Raw genomic sequence first — 22,079 nt, forward strand, 5'->3', positions numbered from 1 at the left:
GGCCGATGAGCAACGACGAGGAATTCACCGGCGGTCGGGAACAGCCCGGCGAACGGCCCGTGGACGCGCCCAAGGAGCTCACCGGACGCCAGCGGCTGATCGCCGGCATCTGGCCGCCACGGGTCACCCGCGCCCAACTCATTGTCGCGGTACTGCTGTTCGTGCTCGGTCTCGGGCTCGCGATCCAGGTGCGGTCCAACAGCGACAACAGCGCCCTGCGTGGCGCGCGCCAGGAGGACCTGGTCCGCATCCTCGACGAGGTGGACGACCGTTCGCAGCGGCTGGAGGACGAGAAGCAGCGCCTGGAGGACCAGCGCACGGAGCTGGAGAACAGCTCCGACCAGGCGGAGGAGGCCCGTAAGCAGACGGTCGAGAAGGAACGTCAACTCGGCATCCTCGCGGGCACGGTGGCGGCGCACGGCCCGGGAATCACCCTCACCATCAACGATCCTGGTGACGCGGTCGAGGCGGACAAGCTGCTCGACGCGCTCCAGGAACTCCGGGCCGCCGGCGCCGAGGCCATCGAGGTCAACGGCGTGCGGGTGGTGGCCAATACGTACTTCTCCGGTGACGGCGGCGCCATCAAGGTCGACGGGCGGAAGATTACGGCTCCGTACGTCTTCAAGGTCATCGGCAAGCCGCAGGATCTGGAACCGGCGCTGAACATCCCGGGAGGCGTGGTGCAGACGCTGGAGAAGGAGCAGGCCACCGTGCATGTGGCGCAGGCCGAGGACATTGTCGTGAACGCCTTGCGACCGGCGGAGCGGCCTGACTACGCTCGGTCGTCGGCCCAGTGAAACCGGGACGCGTGGGCGTCGGGGGACACGGGCAGAAGGTTGCGGGGGGTCGCCGCATCGTATTCGTGGCGCGTGGTGGAAACTGTCGAGTAGATACGGACGTTGTGAAGGTGTCCGGGTCGGCAGGTGTGTTCATTCAGGGTTCGTCCTGCCCCACGGGCGGGTCTGTTTCGGTCAAGGGGAATCGCCCGTGAAGTTGTTTGGAAAGTTGTTCGGCAAGAGCGCACGCGATGAGGCTGCCCGCCATCGCGCGCCGCGCAATGGTCAAGCCGACGAGCAGGGCTCCGAGCGCCCGCTCTTCCGCGATCAGGTGGGAGGCCCGGGGGGTGACAATTCGGGCGCGTCGTCTGTTGACCCCGCCGGTCCCGGCCGCATAGGTTTCGGAGAACCGTCAACCTCAGGTACGGGTGGAGGGTTCACCCCGAGGCAGGAGGGTTCGTCCATGCCGGTCTGTACGAGGTGCGGCCACCGCAATGCCGAAGCGAGCCGTTTCTGCTCCAACTGCGGCGCGCCGCTGAGGGGCGGCGTTCCCGAGCGGGCCTCGGAGACGACGTCGACCATCTCCATCTCGGGCCTTGAGGCCTACGAGGCGGAGGCGACCGGGCAGACGTTGGCGCCGTCGCTCTCGCCCGAGGCCCAGGCCGCTGTGGACGCCCTGCCGCTCGGCTCGGCGCTCCTGGTGGTGCGCCGAGGTCCGAATTCGGGCAGCCGATTCCTGCTGGACGGTGAGCTGACCACGGCCGGCCGCCACCCGCAGAGCGATATCTTCCTCGACGACGTGACGGTCTCGCGCCGCCACGTGGAGTTCCGCCGGAGTCCCGACGGCAGCTTCACGGTCGGGGACGTGGGCAGCCTCAACGGCACCTACGTCAATCGCGAGCGCATCGACTCCGTCGCGATCTCCAACGGCGACGAAGTGCAGATCGGCAAGTACCGGCTGGTCTTCTACGCGAGCCAGCGGGCCATCTGACCCGCCCCTGACTGCGTCGGGGGGACCCCGAGGAAGGTCCATGCTGAGAACACCGACGGGCGGTGCCGGAAACGGCACCGCCACCGCCGACGACCGCCCGATGAGCATCGGCACGGTGCTCCTGCAGCTGCGGGACGAGTTTCCCGAAGTCACCATCTCCAAGATCCGGTTTCTGGAGGCGGAGGGACTCGTCGAGCCGCAGCGGACGCCCTCCGGCTACCGCAAGTTCCGCCACGACGACGTCGAGCGGCTCGCCCAGGTGCTGCGGATGCAGCGGGACCACTACCTTCCGCTCAAGGTCATCCGCGAGCACCTGGACGCCGTCGCCCGGGGCGAGCGTGCCCCCCTGCCGGCCCCGGACAGTGAGCGGGACTTCACCGACGGCAGCTGGACCGGCGGGACGGGCCGGGCCACCGCCGCCCGCATCGGCCGGGCAGAGCTGCTCGCTGCCGCGGAGGTCACCGAGAGCGACCTCGACGCGTGGGAGTCCTACGGACTGGTCGTGCCGTCGGCCGACGGCGGATACGACGCGGAGACGGTCACCGTCGCCAGGCTCGTGGCGGATCTGGGCCGATTCGGTCTGGAACCGCGGCATCTGCGCGCCATGCGGGCCGCCGCGGACCGGGAGGCCGGGCTGATCGAGCAGGTGGTCGCACCCCTGCGCCGGCACCGGAATCCGCAGACCAGAGCCCATGCCGAGGCCACCGCGAAGGAGCTGGCGGAGCTCTCCGTACGGCTGCATTCGGCCCTCGTACAGACCACGCTCCAGATCAGACTCCACTGATCCGCGTGGGCCCCGACTACCCAAACCTGCCGAGCACGTCCTAGGGTTGCTGTGTGAACGAGCTCGACGTTGTGGGTGTCCGGGTGGAAATGCCCTCCAACCAGCCGATCGTGCTCCTGCGTGAAGTGGGAGGCGACCGGTACCTCCCCATTTGGATCGGTCCTGGCGAGGCGACCGCGATCGCCTTCGCCCAGCAGGGCATGGCTCCGGCCAGGCCACTGACCCATGACCTCTTCAAGGATGTGCTTGAGGCCGTTGGCCAAGAGCTCACCGAGGTCCGGATCACGGATCTCAGGGAAGGGGTCTTCTACGCGGAGCTGGTCTTCGCGAGCGGAGTCGAGGTGAGTGCGCGGCCGTCCGACGCCATAGCGCTCGCCCTGCGCACCGGAACGCCGATCTACGGCAGTGACGGGGTGCTCGATGACGCGGGAATCGCGATTCCCGACGAGCAGGAGGACGAGGTGGAGAAGTTCCGCGAATTCCTCGACCAGATCTCGCCGGAGGACTTCGGCACGAACAGCCAGTGACGTCCCCGAAGGGGCGCCGTCAGTGCATCCGACAATCCTTTCCCGGTCGAGGGTCACGGGAAACCACCCTCAGGGTGATTATCACTCGGCGTGCCGAGTGTGGCGATCGTTGACGCACCCCGGGTGACTGCCTACCTTCGAGTGGGCAGGTCAAGGACGGAGGTCGGCGTGGGAAGCAGCGGCGACGGTGCGGCAGTGGGTGGGCCATATCCGCAGCAGGGGAGTACAGCCGACCAGACCATCAGGCAGCCGGCTGCGCCGGCTGCGGTGGCGGGGGGCGGCGTGGCATCGGCCAAGGACATCGGCTATCGGGGGCCGACGGCATGCGCGGCGGCGGGGATCACTTATCGACAGCTCGACTACTGGGCCCGTACGGGCCTGGTCGAGCCGAGCGTCCGTCCGGCCTACGGGTCGGGCACACAACGGCTCTACAGCTTCAGGGACGTCGTCCTGCTGAAGATCGTGAAGCGCTTCCTCGACACCGGGGTGGCCCTCCAGAACATCCGCACCACGGTCCAGCACCTGCGGGCCCGCGGGTTCCAGGACCTGGAGCGCATGACGCTGATGAGCGACGGAGCGACGGTCTACGAGTGCTCCTCGCCCGCCGAGGTCGTGCAGCTGCTCCAAGGGGGGCAGGGCGTCTTCGGTATCGCCGTGGGGGTGGTCTGGCGGGACGTCGACGCCGCGCTGTCACAGCTGCATGGCGAGCGGGTGGACACCGGCGAGACACTGATCGGGAACAATCCCGCAGATGAGCTCGCCCGACGGCGCAACCGGGCCGGCTGACCCGGTGACCCCCGGCCGGTTCCGGGCCGCCCGGGGCCGGCGGGGGAGCGCCGTCCGGCGATTGTCAGTGCCATGGGGCAGCATCGGTTGATGTGAGACCCGTGCCGACCATCCTGCATCTGGACATGGATGCCTTCTACGCCTCCGCCGAGCAGGCGTCGAAGCCGAGCCTGCGCGGCAAACCGGTCGTCGTGGGCGGGCTGGGGCCCCGCGGGGTCGTCGCCACCGCCTCGTACGAGGCCCGGCGTTTCGGGGTCCACTCGGCCATGCCGATGGCGCAGGCCAGACGTCTGGCGCCGAACGCCGCGTATCTGGTGCCGCGCTTCGCGCTCTACCGGGCGGTGAGCGACCAGGTCATGGAGCTGCTGGGCCGCCTGTCGCCGCTGGTGGAGCCACTGAGCCTGGACGAGGCCTTCGTCGACCTGGAGGCGGGCGGCACCGCGGACGACACGGCCTCCGCGCTGGCCATCGGCGAGCAGCTGCGCGAGGCGATCGAGGCGGTCACCGGACTCAGCGGATCCGTCGGTCTGGCCGGCTCCAAGATGCTGGCCAAGATCGCCTCGGAGGAGGCGAAGCCCGACGGGATCATGCTGATAGAGCCGGGTACCGAACGGGAGATGCTCGCGCCCATGCCGGTGCGCACCCTGCCCGGCGTCGGACCGGCCACCGCGGACCATCTGCGGCGTGCCGGGATGACCACGGTGGACGACCTGGCCGAGGCGGGCGAGGCGGAGCTCGTACGGCTGCTGGGCAAGGCGCACGGCAGCTCACTGCACCGGATGGCCTCCGGCCACGACGACCGGCCGGTCGTCGCCGAGCGCGACGCGAAATCGGTCTCGGTCGAGGACACCTTCGACACGGACCTGCACGACCGGGTCCGGGTCAGGAGCGAGGTCGAGCGCCTTGCCGACCGGTGTGTGCAGCGGCTGCGCGCGGCGGAGCGCTCGGGCAGGACCGTGGTGCTGAAGGTGCGCCGGTACGACTTCTCGACCCTGACCCGCTCCGAGACACTGCGCGGGCCCACCGACGACCCCACGGTCGTCCGGGAGGCCGCGGCGCGGCTGCTGGAGTCCGTGGACACCACCGGGGGAGTGCGGCTGCTGGGAGTGGGCGTCACCGGGTTGGCCGACTACACCCAGGAGGATCTGTTCGCGCAGGCGGCCGACGAGCGCGCCGCGGCGGGGCTCGCCGCGGCCCTCGCCGCCGGGCCGGCCGGTGGTGCGGAGGCCGTCGGGGAGGCCGGAGCGGACGAGGACAGACCGCAGCCCGTGGAGCCGGAACCGGAGAGCGCGGAGCAGCTCGCCGCCCGGCGCTGGCCGGCCGGACACGACGTGCGGCACGACACCCACGGCCATGGCTGGGTACAGGGCAGCGGGGTCGGCCGGGTCACGGTGCGCTTCGAGGAGCCGGAATCGGCGCCCGGCCGGGTGCGTACGTTCCGCATCGACGATCCGGAACTCCGGCCGGCCGATCCGCTGCCGCTCCTACGGGACCCGGCCGACTACTCGTCCTGGCCGGCCAGCCTGCCGAAGTCCCGGTCGGGGGCGGTCTCCTCGGGCGGGGAGTCCAGACCGTAGTGCCGGTAGAGCTGGAGCTCCTGCTCCGGTGAGAGGTGCCGGCCGACCCCGAAGTCGGGTGCGTCCCTGATCAGCCTGCGGTCGAAGGGGACGTGCAGCACGTCCTTGACGAATTCGCTGGGCTCCAGCGGGACGAAGGCGTCCCGGCTGAACAGTCCGGTGCGTACGGCCGCCCACTCCGGCACACCGGTCGCGTCGTCGAGGTACACCTCGTCCACGGTTCCGATCTTGGTGCCCTCGCGGTCGAAGGCCTTGTGGCCGATCAGGCTGCGCGGATCGATGTCGGTCTGCACGGTCCCTCCCACGGGTCGCGGGTACTCCACAGGAACCACAGAAGTGCAGATCCGTGGGGTTGGCCACTCGAAAACTCTGCCGGGCACCCCGCTGGTAGGCTGGGGGCGGCTGCTTACCCCGTGCGGGAGAGTCCTCCGGAGCGAGTCCGGAGGCGCCGAAGGAGCAAATCCTCCCCGGAATCTCTCAGGCCCCCGTACCGCACGGACGAGGTCACTCTGGAAAGCAGGGCGGGTTCCGCACGGCCGGGTGCCGAGTGGGTCCCTCCCTCACCGACGGTGAAAGCCGGTGCGCGCAGTGGGCACCGGTGAAGCTCTCAGGTTGAGATGACAGAGGGGGAGGCCGTTCGGGCACCCCGCGCCGCGGTGCCCCTCGCAGGTCGTGACAGACCAGGAGGCCTCCACCATGACCCCCCGCCGCACTTTGCTCTCCCAGCTGGAACAGGGAATCCCGTTCGAGCAGCGTCATATCGGTCCCGACGCCGCGGCGCAGGCGAAGATGCTCGCCCAGGTCGGTTACGGCTCGCTCGACGAGCTCACCTCGGCCGCCGTGCCCGATGTCATCCGCAGCGCGGAGGCGCTCCAGCTGCCGGAGGCCCGCACAGAGGCCGAGGTGCTGGCCGAGCTGCGGGCGCTCGCCGACCGCAACCAGGTGCTGGTCCCGATGATCGGGCTCGGCTACTACGGCACGTTCACCCCGCCGGTGATCCTCCGCAACGTGATGGAGAACCCCGCCTGGTACACGGCCTACACGCCGTACCAGCCGGAGATCTCACAGGGCCGCCTCGAAGCCCTCCTGAACTTCCAGACGATGGTCGCGGACCTGACCGGGCTGCCCACCTCCGGCGCCTCGCTGCTCGACGAGGGCACCGCCGCCGCCGAGGCGATGGCGCTGGCGCGGCGCGTCGGCAAGGTGAAGAACGGCGTCTTCCTGGTCGACGCCGACGCCCTCCCGCAGACCGTCGCCGTGATCCGGACCCGCGCGGAACCGACCGGTGTCGAGGTCGTCGTGGCGGACCTGGCCGACGGCATCCCGGCGGAGATCGCCGAGCGCGGCGTCTTCGGCGTACTGCTGCAGTACCCGGGCGCCTCCGGAGCCGTGCGCGACCTGCGGCCCGTCATCGAGCAGTCCCACGAGCTGGGCGCGATCGTCACCGTCGCCGCTGACCTGCTGGGGCTCACCCTGCTCACCTCGCCCGGCGAGCTGGGCGCGGACATCGCGGTGGGCACCACCCAGCGCTTCGGCGTGCCGATGGGCTTCGGCGGACCGCACGCCGGCTTCATGGCCGTGCGCGAGAAGTTCGCCCGCAGCCTGCCGGGCCGCCTCGTCGGCGTCTCCGTGGACGCGGACGGCAACAAGGCCTACCGGCTGGCCCTCCAGACCCGCGAGCAGCACATCCGCCGCGAGAAGGCCACCAGCAACATCTGCACCGCTCAGGTGCTGCTCGCCGTGATGGCCGGCATGTACGCCGTCTACCACGGCCCCGACGGGCTGCGGACGATCGCGCGGCGCACCCACCGCTACGCCGCGATCCTCGCGCAGGGCCTGCGGGCCGGCGGCGTCGACGTCGTCACCGACTCGCACTTCGACACGCTCACCGTCCGGGTGCCCGGCCGGGCCGCGGAGGTCGTGGCCGACGCCCGCGAGCGCGGTGTGAACCTGCGGCTCGTTGACGGCGACCTCGTCTCGCTCGCCTGTGACGAGACCACCACGCGTACGGAGATCGTGTCCGTCTGGGCGTCCTTCGGCGTCAGCGGTGACATCGAGGCGCTGGACGCCACGACCGCCGACGCGCTGCCCGAGCGGCTGCTGCGCTCCGACGACGTGCTGACCCACCCGGTCTTCCACCAGCACCGTTCCGAGACCGCGATGCTGCGTTACCTGCGCAAGCTCGCCGACCGCGACTACGCGCTGGACCGAGGGATGATCCCGCTCGGCTCCTGCACCATGAAGCTGAACGCGACCGCCGAGATGGAGTCGATCACCTGGCCCGAGTTCGGCGCGCTGCACCCCTTGGCGCCGGCCGAGCAGGCCCAGGGCTTCCTGACGCTCATCCGCGAGCTGGAGGAGCGCCTTGCCGAGGTCACCGGCTACGACGCGGTGTCCATCCAGCCGAACGCCGGCTCGCAGGGCGAGTTCGCCGGGCTGCTGGCTGTCCGCGCGTACCACCGTGCCAACGGTGACGACGGGCGGACGGTCTGCCTGATCCCGTCATCCGCGCACGGCACCAACGCGGCCAGTGCGGTGATGGCCGGCATGCGGGTCGTCGTGGTGAAGACCGCCGACGACGGCGAGGTCGACATCCAGGACCTCCGAGCCAAGATCGAGCAGTACCGCGACGAGCTGGCCGTGCTCATGATCACCTACCCGTCGACGCACGGTGTCTTCGAGGAGCACGTCGCGGACATCTGCGCCGAGGTGCACGACGCGGGCGGTCAGGTGTACGTGGACGGCGCCAACCTCAACGCGCTGGTCGGCCTCGCCAAGCCGGGCCACTTCGGCGGCGACGTCTCGCACCTGAACCTGCACAAGACCTTCTGCATCCCGCACGGCGGCGGTGGCCCCGGCGTCGGCCCGGTCGGGGTGCGCACGCACCTGGCGCCGTACCTGCCGAACCACCCGCTGCAGCCCGCCGCCGGTCCGGAGACCGGGGTCGGCCCGATCTCGGCTGCGCCGTGGGGCTCGGCCGGCATCCTGCCGATCTCCTGGGCGTACGTACGCCTGATGGGCGGGGAGGGTCTGAAGCGTGCGACGCAGGTCGCCGTACTCGCCGCGAACTACATCGCCAAGCGGCTGGAGCCGCACTACCCGATCCTGTACAACGGCCCGGCCGGGCTCGTGGCGCACGAGTGCATCGTGGATCTGCGGCCGATCTCCAAGGCGACCGGAGTCAGCATCGACGACGTGGCCAAGCGGCTCATCGACTACGGCTTCCACTCGCCGACCATGTCGTTCCCGGTCGCGGGCACGCTGATGATCGAACCGACCGAGAGCGAGGACCTCGCGGAGCTGGACCGCTTCTGCGACACGATGATCGCCATTCGCGGCGAGATCGAGAAGGTGGCCTCCGGCGAGTGGAGCGCGGACGACAACCCGTTGGCCAATGCTCCGCACACGGCGGCCGCGCTGGGCGGGGACTGGGCGCACGGCTACAGCCGTGAGGTGGCGGTCTTCCCGGCCGGGGTCACCGCCGCGGACAAGTACTGGCCGCCGGTCCGCCGGATCGACGGTGCGTTCGGTGACCGCAACCTCGTCTGCTCCTGCCCGCCGCTGGACGAGTACGACAACTGACGGGACCGACGTCACGGACGTCGTCGTATGACGCGGGACCGCGCCGGGGCCGGTTCGGAGATCTCTCCGGGCCGGCCCCTTTCCGTATCTGCCCCGGTCAGGCGGCCCTCACCACCCGGCCCGTTCCCAGCGGCCGGTGGGGCGCGATGATCTGCCCGTCCGGGAGCAGCTCACCGGTGTCCTCGAAAAGCAGGACGCCGTTGCACAGCAGGCTCCAGCCCTGCTCCGGATGGTGTGCCACCGGGCGGGCTGCCTCCCGGTCGGCTGAGTCGGCTGTGGGGCAGGGTGGCTGGTGCTGACACATGGCTGGGTTCTTTCGCTGCGTTGAGTTGAGTGTCCTGCGGCTTGAAGAGGTGTTCACGGCCGCCCCCCGTATCGATCGGTCCGGTCCCAGTGTTGCCCCACGGGCGTCAATCCGCAGGGATTTCGCGGCAGCGCTGCTTCTCCTCTCATGACGCATCACCCGGCCGGACGGTTCAACGCAACTGCCCTGTCACTTCGGGTGGTTCGGGGTGGCCTGATGGGGCTAGTCCGGATGGGGCGCGGAGGCGTCCCCGCGCACTGTGCCCCGCCACCGGAATCGGAGGCGGGGCACAGTGAAGTGGGGGCGGCCGGAGATCAGGCCGGGGAGCCGAGCAGGGGGCCGGGGCCGCGCGTGATGCGGGTGGTGATCACGGGAAGCAGATCGGCGACCTGGTGCGGACGGTGTGCCGCGATGCCCGGAGGGGCGGGAGCCAGCGGCACCAGCAGATCGGCGGGTGCGGGGGACCCGGTGGACGCGTCGGCCTCGGTGTCCTCGTGCAGCCACAGCGCCAGCATGTAGAGCTCGGGAATGGACAGCAGCCTCGGTTGGTAGGACGTGCTCACCGCCTCCGCCTGGCGCAGGGCGAGTTCGGTCGAGGCGATGTACGGGCCCTCGAAGAAGTGCGAGAAGGTCCAGCCGTCGGGGGTGAGGATGGTGTCCGCCGCGGCGATCGCCCGCTCCGCGCCGCGGATCTGGAAGCGCCAGGCGGCGAGCCGGGTGGTGGGTGCGAGTCCGCCCGGTCCGCTGCCGTCCAGCACGTGTACGGGGAGCGGGTGTTCGGGGCTCAGGGGGCCCTGGGCCGACCGCAGGGCAGGTGTTCGGGCCTCGCGGACCGCGGTGGGTGAACCGAGTGCCGCGAGGACGCTTCTCAGCGCGGGCGCGGGGGCCGGAGGAACATGCAGGGGCATAGTGGGTCGCCTCTCACTTCGGAGACACGGTGGAGCGTGGGCGGGTGCAGACGGCGCTGTCGGCGTGCGGGGCCAGAGGAGGCCGGTGACTGAGCCGGTGCGTCAACTCTCTGCCTCGTCCGCGGAGTTTATACGACACGTGTTCACGCGGTGATTCCACTAGCCGTCACTACTATTGCCGGCAAGGCAGTATCCAGACTTTATTATGCGGTGATTATGCTGATTCGGTGTGAGCGGCGCCGCTGCCGCCTCGGGTTTTCCCTCCGACGCGGTAGGCTGAAACACGTCGGTGTATTTCCCGCACCCCGAACGGTGGAAACCGCTCACTGTGTCATGCCGAGTGAATGTGCCCCGGGCCGCGGTCATCAGATTAGCGGGTGCGCACCGTCCGCGGGGCGTTATGGATCACCCCGTCTGGGCATTATCGATCGTGACGCGAGCTGCCTGGGCCGCGGGCTGCCCACTCATGGAGGGACACGTCGATGGGGGAGAAGGTCGTGGCGGGCGCCTTTGACCTGTCCGATCGGCAGAGGTACCGACGGAAGCTCCACCAGTGCCTGGAGGGGCTGGAGAGGCTGCTGGCGGAGCGGAGATTCGACCGGCCGCGCAACCTCATGGGCATGGAGATCGAGCTGAACCTGGCGGGTCCCGACGGCATGCCGAAGATGTTGAATGGACAGGTTCTTGAGCGCATCGCGAGCCGGGATTTCCAGACGGAACTCGGGATGTTCAATCTGGAAGTGAACATTGTCCCCCATCGGCTGGACGGCCGCGTTCTCGATCAGCTGGCGGAAGAGCTGCGGACCGGCCTCGGATATGCCGATCGGAAGGCCGGTGAGGTCGATGCCGGGATCATGATGATCGGAATCCTGCCCACCGTCGGCAGTGCGGACATGGTCCGCGGGAACCTCTCCGATGTGGACCGCTACGCGCTGCTGAACGACCAAATGGTGGCGGCGCGCGGGGAGGATTTCTCCCTCGATATCGAAGGTGTGGAGCGCCTGGTCTGCACCTCCGGGTCGATCGCACCGGAGGCGGCCTGCACCTCGGTCCAGCTCCATCTGCAGGTGACCCCGGAACGGTTCTCCGACGTCTGGAACGCCGCCCAAGCGGTTGCCTCGGTCCAGGTGGCCCTGGGAGCCAATTCACCCTTCCTGTTCGGCCGGGAGCTGTGGCGGGAGTCGCGTCCGCCGCTCTTCCAGCAGGCCACGGACACCAGGCCGCCCGAACTGCAGAACCAGGGGGTGCGTCCCAGGACCTGGTTCGGGGAGAAGTGGACGGGTTCGGCGTACGAGCTCTTCGAGGAGAACGTGCGCTATTTCCCCCCGCTCCTGCCCATCTGCGACGAGGAGGAGCCGCTGCGGGTCCTCGACGAGGGCGGGGTGCCCCGGCTCCAGGAACTCGTGCTGCACAACGGCACGGTCTACCGCTGGAACCGGCCGGTGTACGGGCTGGCGGACGGCGTTCCCCACCTCCGGGTGGAGAACCGGGTGCTGCCCGCCGGACCGACCGTCGCGGACGTGATCGCCAACGCCGCGCTCTACTACGGGCTCGTGCGGGCCCTGGCGGAGGAGTCCCGCCCGGTGTGGACCAGGATGCCGTTCGCCGCCGCCGCCGAGAACTTCGACACCGCCTGCCGCCGGGGCATCGACGCCGAGCTGCTCTGGCCCCGGCCCGGCCGGGCCGGCGGGCTGACCCGGGTGCCGGTCACCAAGCTCGTACGGGACGAACTGCTGCCGCTGGCGGCCGCCGGGCTCGACGCGTGGAACATCGAACCCGCCGACCGCGACCACTATCTCGGGATCATCGAGGAGCGCTGCAAGCGGCGGACCAACGGGGCGTCGTGGCAGGCGGACACCTATCACCGGGCGCGCGAGGCCGGACTGGGGCGGGACGCCGCGCTCGCCGCCATGACCCGGCGGTACGCGGAACTGATGCAGTCCGGAGAGCCCGTGCACAGCTGGCCGGTGGGCATCGCGGGGACATGAGCGGCCGGGGCCGGACCGGGGCGGGTCCGGCCCCCGCGCGCTCGGGCCCGGCCCGAGGACGGGACCGCCCCGCCCCTCGCGTTCGACGCGGCGCGGCGGCGCTACTCCTGGGCGGCGCGGCCGCTCTGCCCGGCGGTCATGACCGCCTGAAGGATCACTGCCTGGATCTCGGCCGGGTCGTTGACCTGGTAACCGCCGCCACCGGTCACCTTGGCTATCTCGTTCACCTCTTCGCGGTCGGCGTCGGGGCCGACGGCGATGGCGAGCAGCGGAACCGGTCGCTCGGGGGCGGCGATCCGGGTGAGTTCCGCGATCAGGGCGCTGCGCGAGATGGAGTGGTCATCCTGGTTCGAGCCGTCGGTGAGGATCACGACGGCGTTGAACTTGCCTTTCACATAGGTGCGCTGCGCCTCCTTGTAAGCGGCCAGCGTGGTGTCGTACAGCCCGGTCGCCCCGTCCGGCACGGGCTGCAGCGCCGAGAAGGCTTCCGTGAGCTTCGCACGGTGGGTGCCGCCGTCCTTCGCCTTCTCCCCGAGCCGGCTGGTCGCCACCAGCCGGCGGTAGTCCTTGTCGCCGTCGAGCCTGGTGGCGAACTCCCAGAGGCCGATCTCGTCGTTCGGGGTGAACTGGTTGAGGGCCTCGATCAGGGACGCCTTGGTGACGTCCATCCGGGACTGGTTGCGGCCCGGCACGATGGTGGACATCGACCCCGAGGCATCGACGACGGTGGTGAGCCGGGCGCTCTGCACGGTGATCGTCCACATGCCGAGCGTTTCCTGAAGTGTCTCGTCGGAAGGCGCCGTGGCGGGTGAGATGGCGTACGGCTGAGGCGACCTGCCGCCCGCAGAGGCGACCAGCGCGCCGCCGGCCGTGCCGTCGACCGTCCGGAAACCGTGCTCCTCCAGTGTGCGCTGCGAGCTCTCCTCGGACAGCAAGGTCATGAACCGCAGCGCCGCCCGGCTCTTGTCCGTGCTGAGCTGATCCTCGTTGACCAGCGCGAAGGGATAGTCGAGCAACGGGGTGCCATCCTTGGGGTAGAACAGCTTGAGCTTCCCGGCCCCGGTCGACTCGGCGTTGTGGGCGAACGCGGCCTGCTCGGACAGCAGCACCGCCTGGTTGCGGGCGGGGTTGCCCTCCTCGGCGCCCGAGTCGTCGCCGGCCAGGGTCCCGAGCACCTGGGTGTCGCCGTCCGACATCCGCTGGGCGAGGAGCTTGGCGGTGGCCGCGACCCTGGTGTCGCTGTCCCCGCCCTGCTTGTCGGAGGACGCGCCGATGCTGGTGAGCGCGAGCAGCCCGGTGGCGCTGCGAGCCGGGTCGGCCGAGCCCAGCCGTACTTTGTCGGACTCCATCGCCGTGGCCATCAGCTCGGCCCAGGTGTACTTCTTCTTCGGCCAGCCGAGGGTCTTGGCGGCGGAGGGCACCATGGCCAGGGCCACCGGGGAGGTGGCCACGGAGTCGCCCGGGGTGACGGGCACGGCGTCGCCGGTCCCCTTCGCCCGGCTCAGCCAGAGGTCGGAATCCGGCAGCCACATCTGGTAGTCGGGCTTGCTGGTGCCGGCGGCGAGCGCGTCGGCGACCTTGTACGAGTCACGGGCCAGCACCTCCACGTCGAGGCAGTGTCCGTCGGATCTCAGATCGTCCTTGCGGGCTTTGTCGGCCACGGCGCGCACAGCGGGCGCGATATCGGGCGAGGCCACCATGGACAGGTGCACCGCGGAGTCCTCGCAGGACTTCGAGAACGACAGCAAGCCCCCCTGGGCCGCTACCGCCGTCCCCGCCGCCACGGCGAGAACGAGCGCGGTGGCGATGGCTACGGTACGACGGCGGTTCGGTGGACGGTCCCCGCTTCCGTCCGTCGTGTAGTCGTCGGGCAAGCTGTGACGTCCCATGTCGGTGGTGCCCCTCCTTGAGGATGAACAAGGAAAAGGGGGACCACACCATCGGCAATGGTGCTTGTCCCCCGGCCTGTCGCGCATGATCTTCGTACCTGTATTCGAGACCCTAGCGGGGCGGGGAGCGGCATGGGACGTGAATGCACAACTGAAGGCAGGTGTACAGGTGGAGGCGGGGCGCGTGGCTGATTCTTATCCTCAGGAGGCCGTGTCACGACGGATCTTGCGGTCCGAGACGGTGGTGGTGCTGGCGCTCTCGCTGGGAGCCAGCGGGGTGTCTGCCCTGATCAGTTTTGTCGGATCACTGACGAAACCAGGGGGTTTGAAGGACCAGGCGGCGACGCTCAACAGCTCCTACGCACCCGGCCGTCCCTGGCTGGATCTCGCCTGGCAGCTCTTCGGTATCGCGACCGCGCTGGTGCCCGTCGTGCTGGTCGCCCATCTTCTGATCCGTGAGAGGACGGGCCTGCGGGCGATCGGTCTCGACCGGACCAGGCCGGGATCGGATCTGGGGCGCGGCACGCTGGTGGCGGCGGGCATCGGCAGCGCCGGACTGGCCTTCTATCTGGTGGCGCGGGCCGCCGGATTCAACCTCACGGTCGTCCCCGAGTCGCTGCCCGAGGTGTGGTGGAAGTTCCCGGTACTGATCCTGTCGGCGGTCCAGAACTCCGTACTGGAGGAAGTTATCGTCGTCGGATACCTGCTGCGCCGGCTGGGGCAGTTGGGCTGGACCCCGATGGCCGCCCTGGTGGCCAGTTCGGTGCTGCGGGGCTCCTACCACCTGTACCAGGGGATCGGCGGGTTCATCGGGAACATGGTGATGGGCGTCGTCTTCGTGCTGCTGTACCGCCGTTGGCAGCGGGTGGGGCCGCTGGTCGCCGCGCACGCCCTGCTCGACATCGGGGCGTTCGTCGGATACGCGCTGCTCGCCGGAAAGGTGGGCTGGCTGCCCACCCCGTGAGCGGCCGGCCTCTACCGGGCGACGAGCAGTTCTCCGTCCCAGGCCGTGACGGCGTCGCCGGTCAGCAGGGTCCGGTCACCGCGCAGGGCGGTGCGGACGAGACCGGACCGGGCGGAGGCCCGGAGGCCGGTCAGGTCGTCGCGGCCGAGCCGGGCCGACCAGAACGGCGCCAGGGCGGTGTGGGCGCTGCCCGTCACGGGGTCCTCGTCGATGCCCACGGCGGGGAAGAAGCCGCGGGAGACGAAGTCGTAGCCGGACCCGGTGGCCGCGGCCGTGGCGATGACGCCGCGCCGCGAGTGGGCGGCCAGTGCCGCGAGATCCGGGGTCAGTCCCCGTACGGCCGCCTCGGCGGCCAGTTCCACGAGCAGGTCGCCGAGGTGCGGGCCCGTGTCGTGTACGGATACGGGCTCCGCGCCCAGTGCGGCGGCCAGCCAGTCCGGCGTGGCCTCGGGGGCAGCGGCGCGGTGGGGAAGTCGAGCGTGAGCGAGCCGTCCGGGCGGGCGGTCGAGGTGAGGACGCCGCAGCGGGCGGCGAAGCGGACCGTGCCGCTCGCGACGGCTGTGGTGTGCAGGACGTGGGCGGTGGCGAGGGTGACGTGGCCGCACATGTCGACCTCTGTGGCCGGGGTGAACCAGCGCAGCGCCCAGTCCGCGGCGCCGCCCGGCGGCAGCGGGTGCGCGAACGCGGTCTCGGAAAGGTTCAGCTCCGCCGCGATCTGCTGGAGCCGGCTGTCGTCGGGGAAGCCTTCCGGGCCGAGCAGCAGGACGCCTGCGGGATTGCCGGTGAAGGGGCGGTCGGTGAACGCGTCGACGATTCGAATCCTCATGCCCCGACCGCAGGCGCGCCGCGAAGCCGTGGGCCAAGGCCAATTCCGGATCCGCGGACTGATCTGTCCCGCCTCCGGGCGGGTGTCACATCCGCGGGCCCGGCGGTGTCTTCATGCCAAAGCAGGAAAACGCCCAGAGGAGAACACGATGGCACTGCGCATCCCGAAGGCCGAGCTCCCCGCCGAGCTCCGCGAAGACCTGATCAAGCAGCTCGGTTCCGTGCCCGAGCCCAACGAGGTGCTCTGGATAAACCCCAAGCTCGCCGAGGCCAACCAGGAGTTCTCGGCCAGGGTGGGCACCTGGGACGCGGCCGACGCGAGCCTCAAGACATTCGCGCACATGGCCGTCGCGGCCCAGATCGGCTGCAGTTGGTGCCTCGACATCAACTATTTCGCGGCACTGAACCAGAAGCTGGACCTCACCAAGGCGAGCCAGGTGCCGCGCTGGCGGGAGTCGGAGGTGTTCACGTCATTGGAGCGGGAGGTGATGGAGTACGCCGAGGCCATGACGAACACGCCGCCGACCGTCACCGATGAGCTGTCGGAGAGTCTGCTCGGCCGGCTCGGCCCGGCGGCGCTGGTCGAGATCACCGTGTACATCGGCTTCGCCAACCTGGCAGCCAGATGCAAAACGGCGCACGGGATCACCTCGCAGGGCTACTCCGATGCCTGCGAGATCCCGCTGGCCGCGCGTCCCGGGACGTCCGGTATAGCGTCGACGGCATGACCGAGGACCCGTTCGTCGCCCATCGCGGTCTGCTGTTCACGGTCGCCTACGAGATGCTCGGCTCGGCGGCCGACGCGGAGGACGTGCTGCAGGAGTCCTGGCTGCGGTGGGCCGAGGTCGACCGGTCGCGGGTGAACGACGCGCGGGCGTACCTCGTCAGGACCGTCACACGGCAGGCGCTCAACCGGCTGCGAACGTTGGCATGCAGCCGCGAGGACTATGTCGGAGAGTGGCTGCCGGAACCGTTGCTGACCAGCCCTGATGTCGCGGAGGACGTCGAGCTCGCGGAGAGCGTCTCGATCGCGATGCTGACCGTCCTCGAAACGCTCGGGCCGGTGGAGCGGGCGGTGTTCGTGCTCCGCGAGGTCTTCGAGCTGCCGTACGGAGAGATCGCCGGGGCCATCGGGAAGTCCGCGGCCACGGTGCGGCAGATCGCGCGGCGCGCACGCGAGCATGTGGCGGCCAGGCGTCCGCGGGTGCGGGTGAGCCGGTCGGAGCAGCCGGCCGTGGTGGAGCGGTTCTTGCGGGCTCTGCGCACGGGGCAGTTGCAGGAGCTGGTCGAGGTCATGGCGCCGGACGTGGTCCTGATCGCTGACGGTGGCGGGCCGACGGCCGCCGCTCTGGCTCCGATCCATGGGGTCGAGCTGGTGGCGAAGGTGCTCGCGCGCACCGATCAGTTCGACGCGGCCGCGCTCGTGACGACTGCCGTGTGGCTCAACGGCGCACCCGCGGGCCGGATCGAGATCGACGGCGAGCTGGCCACGGCGGTGAGCCTCGTGGTGGAGAGCGGGCAGATCACCCGGGTCTACTTGGTGAGAAACCCGCGGAAGCTGACGCGACTGGACGAACCGGCCGAACTCACCAGGTGAGCCGGCTGCTGCTCCGGTGTCGTGAGTGTTCCGGGCGAAACCGCCCGGAACACTCACGACTGTGCGGAGGGCCCGAACCTGACGGCGTGCCTGTCCGGTCCGCGAAGGCCCCCGACGCCGAGCACCGCGAAGAGCCGTCCCGAAGAAGAACGTAGGAAGGCCGAGTGGTCTCACCGAAGCTCGGTCGCCGGTCGCCGCAAAGTCATATCCGGTGCGGTACGGCTCCGTCCTGCCGACGGTAGAGGTCGCGCAGCAGGGAAATCTCGGCGCCGTGATGGATCAGCTCCCTGTTGACGTGCAGGACCCGGTTCTCCATGGGAAACCGCTCGGGACCCACCTTGGGCGGATTGTCCAGGTCGGCGTCCGAGAGCTCGCGGACCCCCGCGTTCCACCTCCCGTACATCTCATCGAGCTGTTTCAGGGCCTCGTCAGCGGTCCCCGCGTAGGCGAATGTCCGGAAGTCGATGTCCTGGCCGCCGAAGTGCCATCCGACCCGATAGCCCAGGCAGGAGACGGTGATGTGCGCCAGCCGCCAGGCAATCGTGGTCACCGGCGCTGGCACCGGGTCGGGGGACGCGGAGTCCATCGTCCACTTCCCCGAACCCGCCGACTCCGGTGCGGCCGACGTGCCACGCGGGCGGATGCTCCAGCAGTCGCGCACCGGCTCCCAGAAGTACTCCTCGTCGGTAAGACCGTCCAGCCGTGGTCGCAGGTTCTTGCGCCAGTACCAGTCCAACTGCTCCGCGAGTCGCTCGCTTCTTGTCATTGCCGCACGTTACAGACCCGTCGGGCAGCGCCACCGTCGCCGTCTCCGGTCGGCCTTCGCCTGCGATCGATCAACAACCACTGACGCAGGTGACGACCGGTTTCAGCAGGAGGTTTGTCAGGCGACCGGTTCCGATATATCGTTGAAGCATCGCGACCGATCAACGATAGAAGGCGTGCAGTCATGCGATCCCACGGATATGAACACGGACACGGCGAGCGTGGACGGGGCGACTTCGAGGGGCGCCGGGCGGCCTTCGGGCAGTTCGGTCCGCCGTTCGGTGGCGGACCGTTCGGCGGTGGCCCCTTCGGGGGCGGGCGCGGCCGGGGGGGTGGCCGGGGAAGGGCGCGCCGCGGTGACGTACGTGCGTCGATCCTGGCTCTGCTGAAGGACCGGCCGATGCACGGCTACGAGATGATCCAGGAGATCGGCGAGCGCAGCGGCGGGGCCTGGCGGCCCAGCCCCGGCTCGGTGTATCCGACCCTCCAGCTCCTGGAGGACGAGGGCCTGATCGTCAGCGCCAGCGAGGGCGGCAAGAAGCTGTTCACGCTGACCGACACCGGCCGTACCGAGGCGGAGTCGGGCCCCGAGGCGCCCTGGGAAGAGGCCGGCCGAGGCGTCGACTGGGAAGGGGTCAACGAGATCCGGCAGGCCGGATTCGGCCTGATGGAGGCGTTCGGCCAGGTCTGGAAGACCGGCTCTGCGGACCAGCGCGAGAAGGCGCTCGCGGTCATCAACGACGCCCGCAAGAAGCTCTACCTGATCCTCGCCGACGAGCACTGAACCGGCGGTGCGAAGGCTGATGAGCTGTACGTCGAAAAGGCCCCGCGGATGTCTTGAGTTCTAGTGGTCGTTGCAACACCCCAGCTCAGGGGATGCGATGGACTTCGAGAGACGCAAGGACCGGGGGCCGCAGGGGCCACGGAAGCTGACCCGTGAGCGGGCGGCATACTTCCAGCTCATGCAGCAGGGCTGCAGCAGCAGGGAAGCCTGCCGGATCGTCGGTATCAACCTGCGGACCGGCAGGAAGTGGCGCGACGGGTCACACGCGCACATCGGCAAGAAGAAGGCGGCGCCTCCGGTCCACCAGGATGCGCCGCCTTCTGGCCCGTCCCGCTACCTGCGTGAGGCCGACCGTATCCACATAGCCGACCGGCTGCGGGAGAAGGCCACGGTCCGCGCGATCGCCGCCGAGCTGGGCCGCAGCCCGTCGACAGTCAGCCGTGAGATACGCCGCAACCGGCACCCCGGCAACGGTCAGTACCGGCCGCACGCCGCCCAGGCCCGCGCCGATACCCGCCGGCCCCGCCCCAAGGCGGGGAAGATCGGCCAGAACCCCGAACTGCGGGACTTCATCCAGGACCACCTGACCCTGCGCTGGAGCCCCGAGCAGATCTGCCACGCTCTCCACAGACGGTTCCCCGACCGGCCGGAGACGCACGTGACCCACGAGACGGTCTACCAAGCCCTCTACGTCCAAGGACGCGGCGAACTACGGCGCGAACTCACCCGGGCCCTGCGGACCGGCCGCGCCCGCCGCCGCCCCCACCGCCAGGCAGCCAAACGCCAGCCCCGCTTCACGACCCCGATGGTCATGATCAGCGACCGCCCGGCAGAGGCCGAAGACCGGGCCGTCCCAGGCCACCGGGAAGGGGACCTCATCATCGGCAAGAACAGCGGATCGGCGATCGGCACCCTCGTCGAACGCAGCACCCGCTACCTGATGCCGGTCCACCTGCCCGGCGACCACAGCGCCGAAAGTATGCGCGACGCCCTGACCGACACCGTGAAAACACCGCCGCCCCACCTGCTGCGGTCCCTCACCTGGGACCAGGGCTCCGAGATGGCCGCCCACCACGCCTTCAGCATCGCCACCAACATCCCGGTCTACTTCTGCAACCCCGCCAGCCCCTGGCAACGCGGCTCGAACGAGAACACCAACGGCCTGCTCCGCCAGTACTTCCCCAAAGGCACCAACCTCGCCACCCACAGCCGCGACCACCTCGACGCCGCCGCCGCCGAACTCAACAGCCGCCCACACAAAACGCTCGGCTGGGAAACCCCAGCCGAGCACCTGCATAAACTACTCGCGGCCTGAACAACCGACCACGTGTTGCAACGACCCCTCGAATTCGCCATGTTCTGCGGGGCCTTTTCGGTGCCGGTGTGTGAACGGATGGTGTGGGCGGCCGGTTCGCCGGTACGGCCGTCCGTCGGTTTCAGGCGACGATCAGTCCGTCCAGTTTGCGCAGTGACTCGATGAGGGCGGCAGTGGCTGAGTCCTTGAGCTTGCCGGCCATCAGGGAGACCGCCGCCCCCGTGAACTCGCCGTCGATGCGGACCGTGGTGGCGTCCCCGTCCGGTGTCAGCGCGTAGCGCATCTTCAGGTTGACGCCCATGGGGCCCTTCCCGGTGGTCGTCAGCAGGCGGCCGTCTTCCAGCTCGGCGATCGTCCACGTCACCTCGGCCGGGAACCCCATGAGCTTCATGTTCTCCTCATAGGTGCCCGCGAGCTCCAGCGTGGCCGGTCCGCCCTTGGGGAAGCTGGTGTGGGTGGCGTTCCACTCCCCGTACGTGCTGAAGTCGGTCAGCTGGGCCCAGACCTTCTCGGCCGGTGCCTCGATGCGCGCCTCTGCACTGACTTCGGCCATGCGACCACCCCTTCTCGGCGGGTTACGGTGTCGCGGAACGTAGCCGCAGGGGCTTCAATATTCAATACTGATGAACTGTCAGGTCCAAGGTTCTGTCCAGATGCAGGGTTACGTTCCGGTCCGCCAGATCCGCGCGGAGTCGAAGCGGTCGGAGGCGCGCGGGTGCGGACCGTCGTCGTGGCAGTGGAACGCCGCCCAGAACAGGTCGGCGGGCAGCGCGTCGCGGGGTGCGTGGACCCGGTAGACGTAGTCACGCCCGTCCAGCGCGGGCAGGGCGACCAGCCAGCTCACCTCCGGCACCCCTCCCGTCGCCGCAACAGTGCTCCGGGCTGTGGGACGTGTGCGGAGACGGTTCCGGTTGCTCCGGGAGCGCAGGGCAAGGCGGCGCGCGCCGATTCCCGGGATTGGTTTCCAGAACGGCGTGATCTCATCCGTGAGGAGGAGGAGTCGCGCTTCTGTGCCCAACTCGGGTGGGATGCGTCAATGGGCCTCTCCGGGGACGATCCGGTCTGTCAGGGCTGATGAGGTGGGAGTGTGCAGAACCGGACACCGCGGATTTCTCAGCAAGCCGCACCGAACCACCGTGCCGAGACCGACGCCGAGCTCACCGACGAGCTGGCCGCCGTGGTGACGGGTGCGCGCAGGCGCGCCCTGCGTGACGGTGATCAGCAGATCGACACGGCTCATCTGCTGCACTCCCTGATCGAGTCCGACCCTGCGGTCCGCACCGCCTTCGACGGCGGACCGCAGCTGGCCAGAGTGCTCGGCTATCTCGTCCAGCGCAGTATCGGCTACGGGCTCCGCTGGCAGGGTGCGATCGAGGACTCCGGGGCCATCCCGGTCGTCCCGGCCGCGCCGAACGCGGTGGCCGAGGGCTGGTCGCCGGCCGCCGGGTCCGCGATGGACGAGGCCCACCAGCGCGCCCGGCTGCTGGGCCGGGAACGGGCCTGCGGGCTCGATCTGCTCGCCGCGATCGCCGCGGACCGGCAGTGCCGGGCCGTCGAGGTGCTGGAGCGGGCGGGCGTGGACGCGGGACTGCTCGCGGACCGGATCGTCGACACCTCCGGCCGGGGCTGACCGCCGGGCCCGAACCGATGGCCCCGCGCTCGGTGGTGAAGTGCTCCGTCAGCAGCGCCGCGTCCGCGTCCGCCTCTGTGGCCGACG

General features: G+C 69.9%; 21 protein-coding genes, 1 pseudogene and 1 riboswitch. Of the genes and pseudogenes, 14 read left to right on the top strand and 8 right to left on the bottom strand.

Annotation, left to right across the window (positions count from 1 at the left end; genetic code table 11):
• The first annotated feature begins 5 nt into the window (after nt 1-5).
• The 6 genes from RLT59_RS33510 (at nt 6) to RLT59_RS33535 (ending at nt 5,441) form a co-directional block, all read left to right on the top strand.
• Nucleotides 6-797: a DUF881 domain-containing protein gene (locus RLT59_RS33510; protein WP_311306858.1), complete on the top strand. Its 792-nt coding sequence runs from the start codon at nt 6-8 to the stop codon at nt 795-797.
• Nucleotides 798-858: 61 nt separating this feature from the next.
• Nucleotides 859-1,767, top strand: a complete 909-nt coding sequence (locus tag RLT59_RS33515) for an FHA domain-containing protein (protein WP_311307947.1) — start codon at nt 859-861, stop codon at nt 1,765-1,767.
• Nucleotides 1,768-1,807: 40 nt separating this feature from the next.
• Nucleotides 1,808-2,551, top strand: coding sequence for a transcriptional regulator FtsR (locus RLT59_RS33520; RefSeq protein ID WP_311306859.1), 744 nt, complete (start codon nt 1,808-1,810; stop codon nt 2,549-2,551).
• Between the two features lie 53 nt (nt 2,552-2,604).
• Nucleotides 2,605-3,078, top strand: a complete 474-nt coding sequence (locus RLT59_RS33525) for a bifunctional nuclease family protein (RefSeq protein ID WP_006123076.1) — start codon at nt 2,605-2,607, stop codon at nt 3,076-3,078.
• 168 nt (nt 3,079-3,246) lie between these two features.
• Nucleotides 3,247-3,864, top strand: coding sequence for a MerR family transcriptional regulator (locus RLT59_RS33530; protein ID WP_399126541.1), 618 nt, complete (start codon nt 3,247-3,249; stop codon nt 3,862-3,864).
• Between the two features lie 92 nt (nt 3,865-3,956).
• Nucleotides 3,957-5,441 carry a DNA polymerase IV gene (locus tag RLT59_RS33535; protein WP_311306860.1) on the top strand — a complete coding sequence of 495 codons (1,485 nt, stop codon included), beginning with the start codon at nt 3,957-3,959 and terminating at the stop codon, nt 5,439-5,441.
• On the opposite strand, the gene RLT59_RS33540 is transcribed toward RLT59_RS33535, so the two are convergent.
• On the bottom strand, nt 5,366-5,734 hold the full coding sequence (locus tag RLT59_RS33540; protein ID WP_311306861.1) for a PRC-barrel domain-containing protein: 369 nt from the start codon (nt 5,732-5,734) through the stop codon (nt 5,366-5,368). The two genes, RLT59_RS33535 and RLT59_RS33540, sit on opposite strands and share 76 nt — an antisense overlap.
• 113 nt (nt 5,735-5,847) lie before the next feature.
• Nucleotides 5,848-5,944, top strand: a riboswitch (glycine riboswitch).
• A 193-nt stretch (nt 5,945-6,137) separates the two neighbouring features.
• Here RLT59_RS33540 and gcvP point away from each other — a divergent pair.
• A complete protein-coding gene (gene gcvP / locus RLT59_RS33545; RefSeq protein ID WP_311306862.1) occupies nt 6,138-9,023 on the top strand; it encodes an aminomethyl-transferring glycine dehydrogenase in 2,886 nt (961 codons plus the stop codon).
• A 97-nt stretch (nt 9,024-9,120) separates the two neighbouring features.
• On the opposite strand, the gene RLT59_RS33550 is transcribed toward gcvP, so the two are convergent.
• Nucleotides 9,121-9,327, bottom strand: coding sequence for a DUF5999 family protein (locus tag RLT59_RS33550; RefSeq protein ID WP_311306863.1), 207 nt, complete (start codon nt 9,325-9,327; stop codon nt 9,121-9,123).
• Nucleotides 9,328-9,641: 314 nt separating this feature from the next.
• Nucleotides 9,642-10,235: a hypothetical protein gene (locus tag RLT59_RS33555; protein ID WP_311306864.1), complete on the bottom strand. Its 594-nt coding sequence runs from the start codon at nt 10,233-10,235 to the stop codon at nt 9,642-9,644.
• A 482-nt stretch (nt 10,236-10,717) separates the two neighbouring features.
• Between RLT59_RS33555 and RLT59_RS33560 the strand changes: the two genes are divergently transcribed.
• Nucleotides 10,718-12,223: a glutamate-cysteine ligase family protein gene (locus RLT59_RS33560; RefSeq protein ID WP_311306865.1), complete on the top strand. Its 1,506-nt coding sequence runs from the start codon at nt 10,718-10,720 to the stop codon at nt 12,221-12,223.
• 101 nt (nt 12,224-12,324) lie between these two features.
• On the opposite strand, the gene RLT59_RS33565 is transcribed toward RLT59_RS33560, so the two are convergent.
• Nucleotides 12,325-14,112: a substrate-binding and VWA domain-containing protein gene (locus RLT59_RS33565; RefSeq protein ID WP_311306866.1), complete on the bottom strand. Its 1,788-nt coding sequence runs from the start codon at nt 14,110-14,112 to the stop codon at nt 12,325-12,327.
• A 184-nt stretch (nt 14,113-14,296) separates the two neighbouring features.
• On the opposite strand from RLT59_RS33565, the gene RLT59_RS33570 reads away from it, so the two are divergent.
• On the top strand, nt 14,297-15,076 hold the full coding sequence (locus RLT59_RS33570; protein WP_311306867.1) for a CPBP family intramembrane glutamic endopeptidase: 780 nt from the start codon (nt 14,297-14,299) through the stop codon (nt 15,074-15,076).
• Between the two features lie 11 nt (nt 15,077-15,087).
• On the opposite strand, the pseudogene RLT59_RS33575 reads toward RLT59_RS33570, so the two are convergent.
• Nucleotides 15,088-15,902, bottom strand: a pseudogene (locus tag RLT59_RS33575) (PhzF family phenazine biosynthesis protein).
• 148 nt (nt 15,903-16,050) lie between these two features.
• Here RLT59_RS33575 and RLT59_RS33580 point away from each other — a divergent pair.
• Both RLT59_RS33580 and RLT59_RS33585 read left to right on the top strand, forming a co-directional pair.
• Complete coding sequence (locus tag RLT59_RS33580) at nt 16,051-16,629, top strand: carboxymuconolactone decarboxylase family protein (protein WP_311306868.1); 579 nt, start codon at nt 16,051-16,053, stop codon at nt 16,627-16,629.
• Nucleotides 16,626-17,498, top strand: a complete 873-nt coding sequence (locus RLT59_RS33585; protein WP_311306869.1) for an RNA polymerase sigma-70 factor — start codon at nt 16,626-16,628, stop codon at nt 17,496-17,498. Before RLT59_RS33580 ends, RLT59_RS33585 begins: the two co-directional genes overlap by 4 nt.
• 202 nt (nt 17,499-17,700) lie before the next feature.
• Here RLT59_RS33585 and RLT59_RS33590 read toward each other — a convergent pair whose 3' ends face one another.
• Nucleotides 17,701-18,264, bottom strand: a complete 564-nt coding sequence (locus RLT59_RS33590; protein ID WP_311306870.1) for a DinB family protein — start codon at nt 18,262-18,264, stop codon at nt 17,701-17,703.
• A 183-nt stretch (nt 18,265-18,447) separates the two neighbouring features.
• Here RLT59_RS33590 and RLT59_RS33595 point away from each other — a divergent pair, with 183 nt between their 5' ends.
• Nucleotides 18,448-19,047, top strand: coding sequence for a PadR family transcriptional regulator (locus tag RLT59_RS33595; RefSeq protein ID WP_311306871.1), 600 nt, complete (start codon nt 18,448-18,450; stop codon nt 19,045-19,047).
• Nucleotides 19,048-19,225: 178 nt separating this feature from the next.
• Entirely contained in the window at nt 19,226-20,362 is a 1,137-nt protein-coding gene (locus RLT59_RS33600; protein ID WP_399127021.1) for an IS30 family transposase, read from the top strand.
• 121 nt (nt 20,363-20,483) lie between these two features.
• On the opposite strand, the gene RLT59_RS33605 is transcribed toward RLT59_RS33600, so the two are convergent.
• Together RLT59_RS33605 and RLT59_RS33610 are read right to left on the bottom strand one after the other, a co-directional pair.
• Nucleotides 20,484-20,915 carry a type II toxin-antitoxin system Rv0910 family toxin gene (locus RLT59_RS33605; RefSeq protein WP_311306873.1) on the bottom strand — a complete coding sequence of 144 codons (432 nt, stop codon included), beginning with the start codon at nt 20,913-20,915 and terminating at the stop codon, nt 20,484-20,486.
• Nucleotides 20,916-21,023: 108 nt separating this feature from the next.
• Nucleotides 21,024-21,206, bottom strand: a complete 183-nt coding sequence (locus tag RLT59_RS33610) for a hypothetical protein (RefSeq protein WP_311306874.1) — start codon at nt 21,204-21,206, stop codon at nt 21,024-21,026.
• Nucleotides 21,207-21,449: 243 nt separating this feature from the next.
• On the opposite strand from RLT59_RS33610, the gene RLT59_RS33615 reads away from it, so the two are divergent.
• Nucleotides 21,450-21,992, top strand: a complete 543-nt coding sequence (locus RLT59_RS33615; RefSeq protein ID WP_311306875.1) for a Clp protease N-terminal domain-containing protein — start codon at nt 21,450-21,452, stop codon at nt 21,990-21,992.
• The last annotated feature ends 87 nt before the right edge of the window (nt 21,993-22,079 follow it).

The sequence above is a fragment of the Streptomyces sp. ITFR-6 genome, from assembly GCF_031844725.1.
GTDB lineage: Bacteria > Actinomycetota > Actinomycetes > Streptomycetales > Streptomycetaceae > Streptomyces.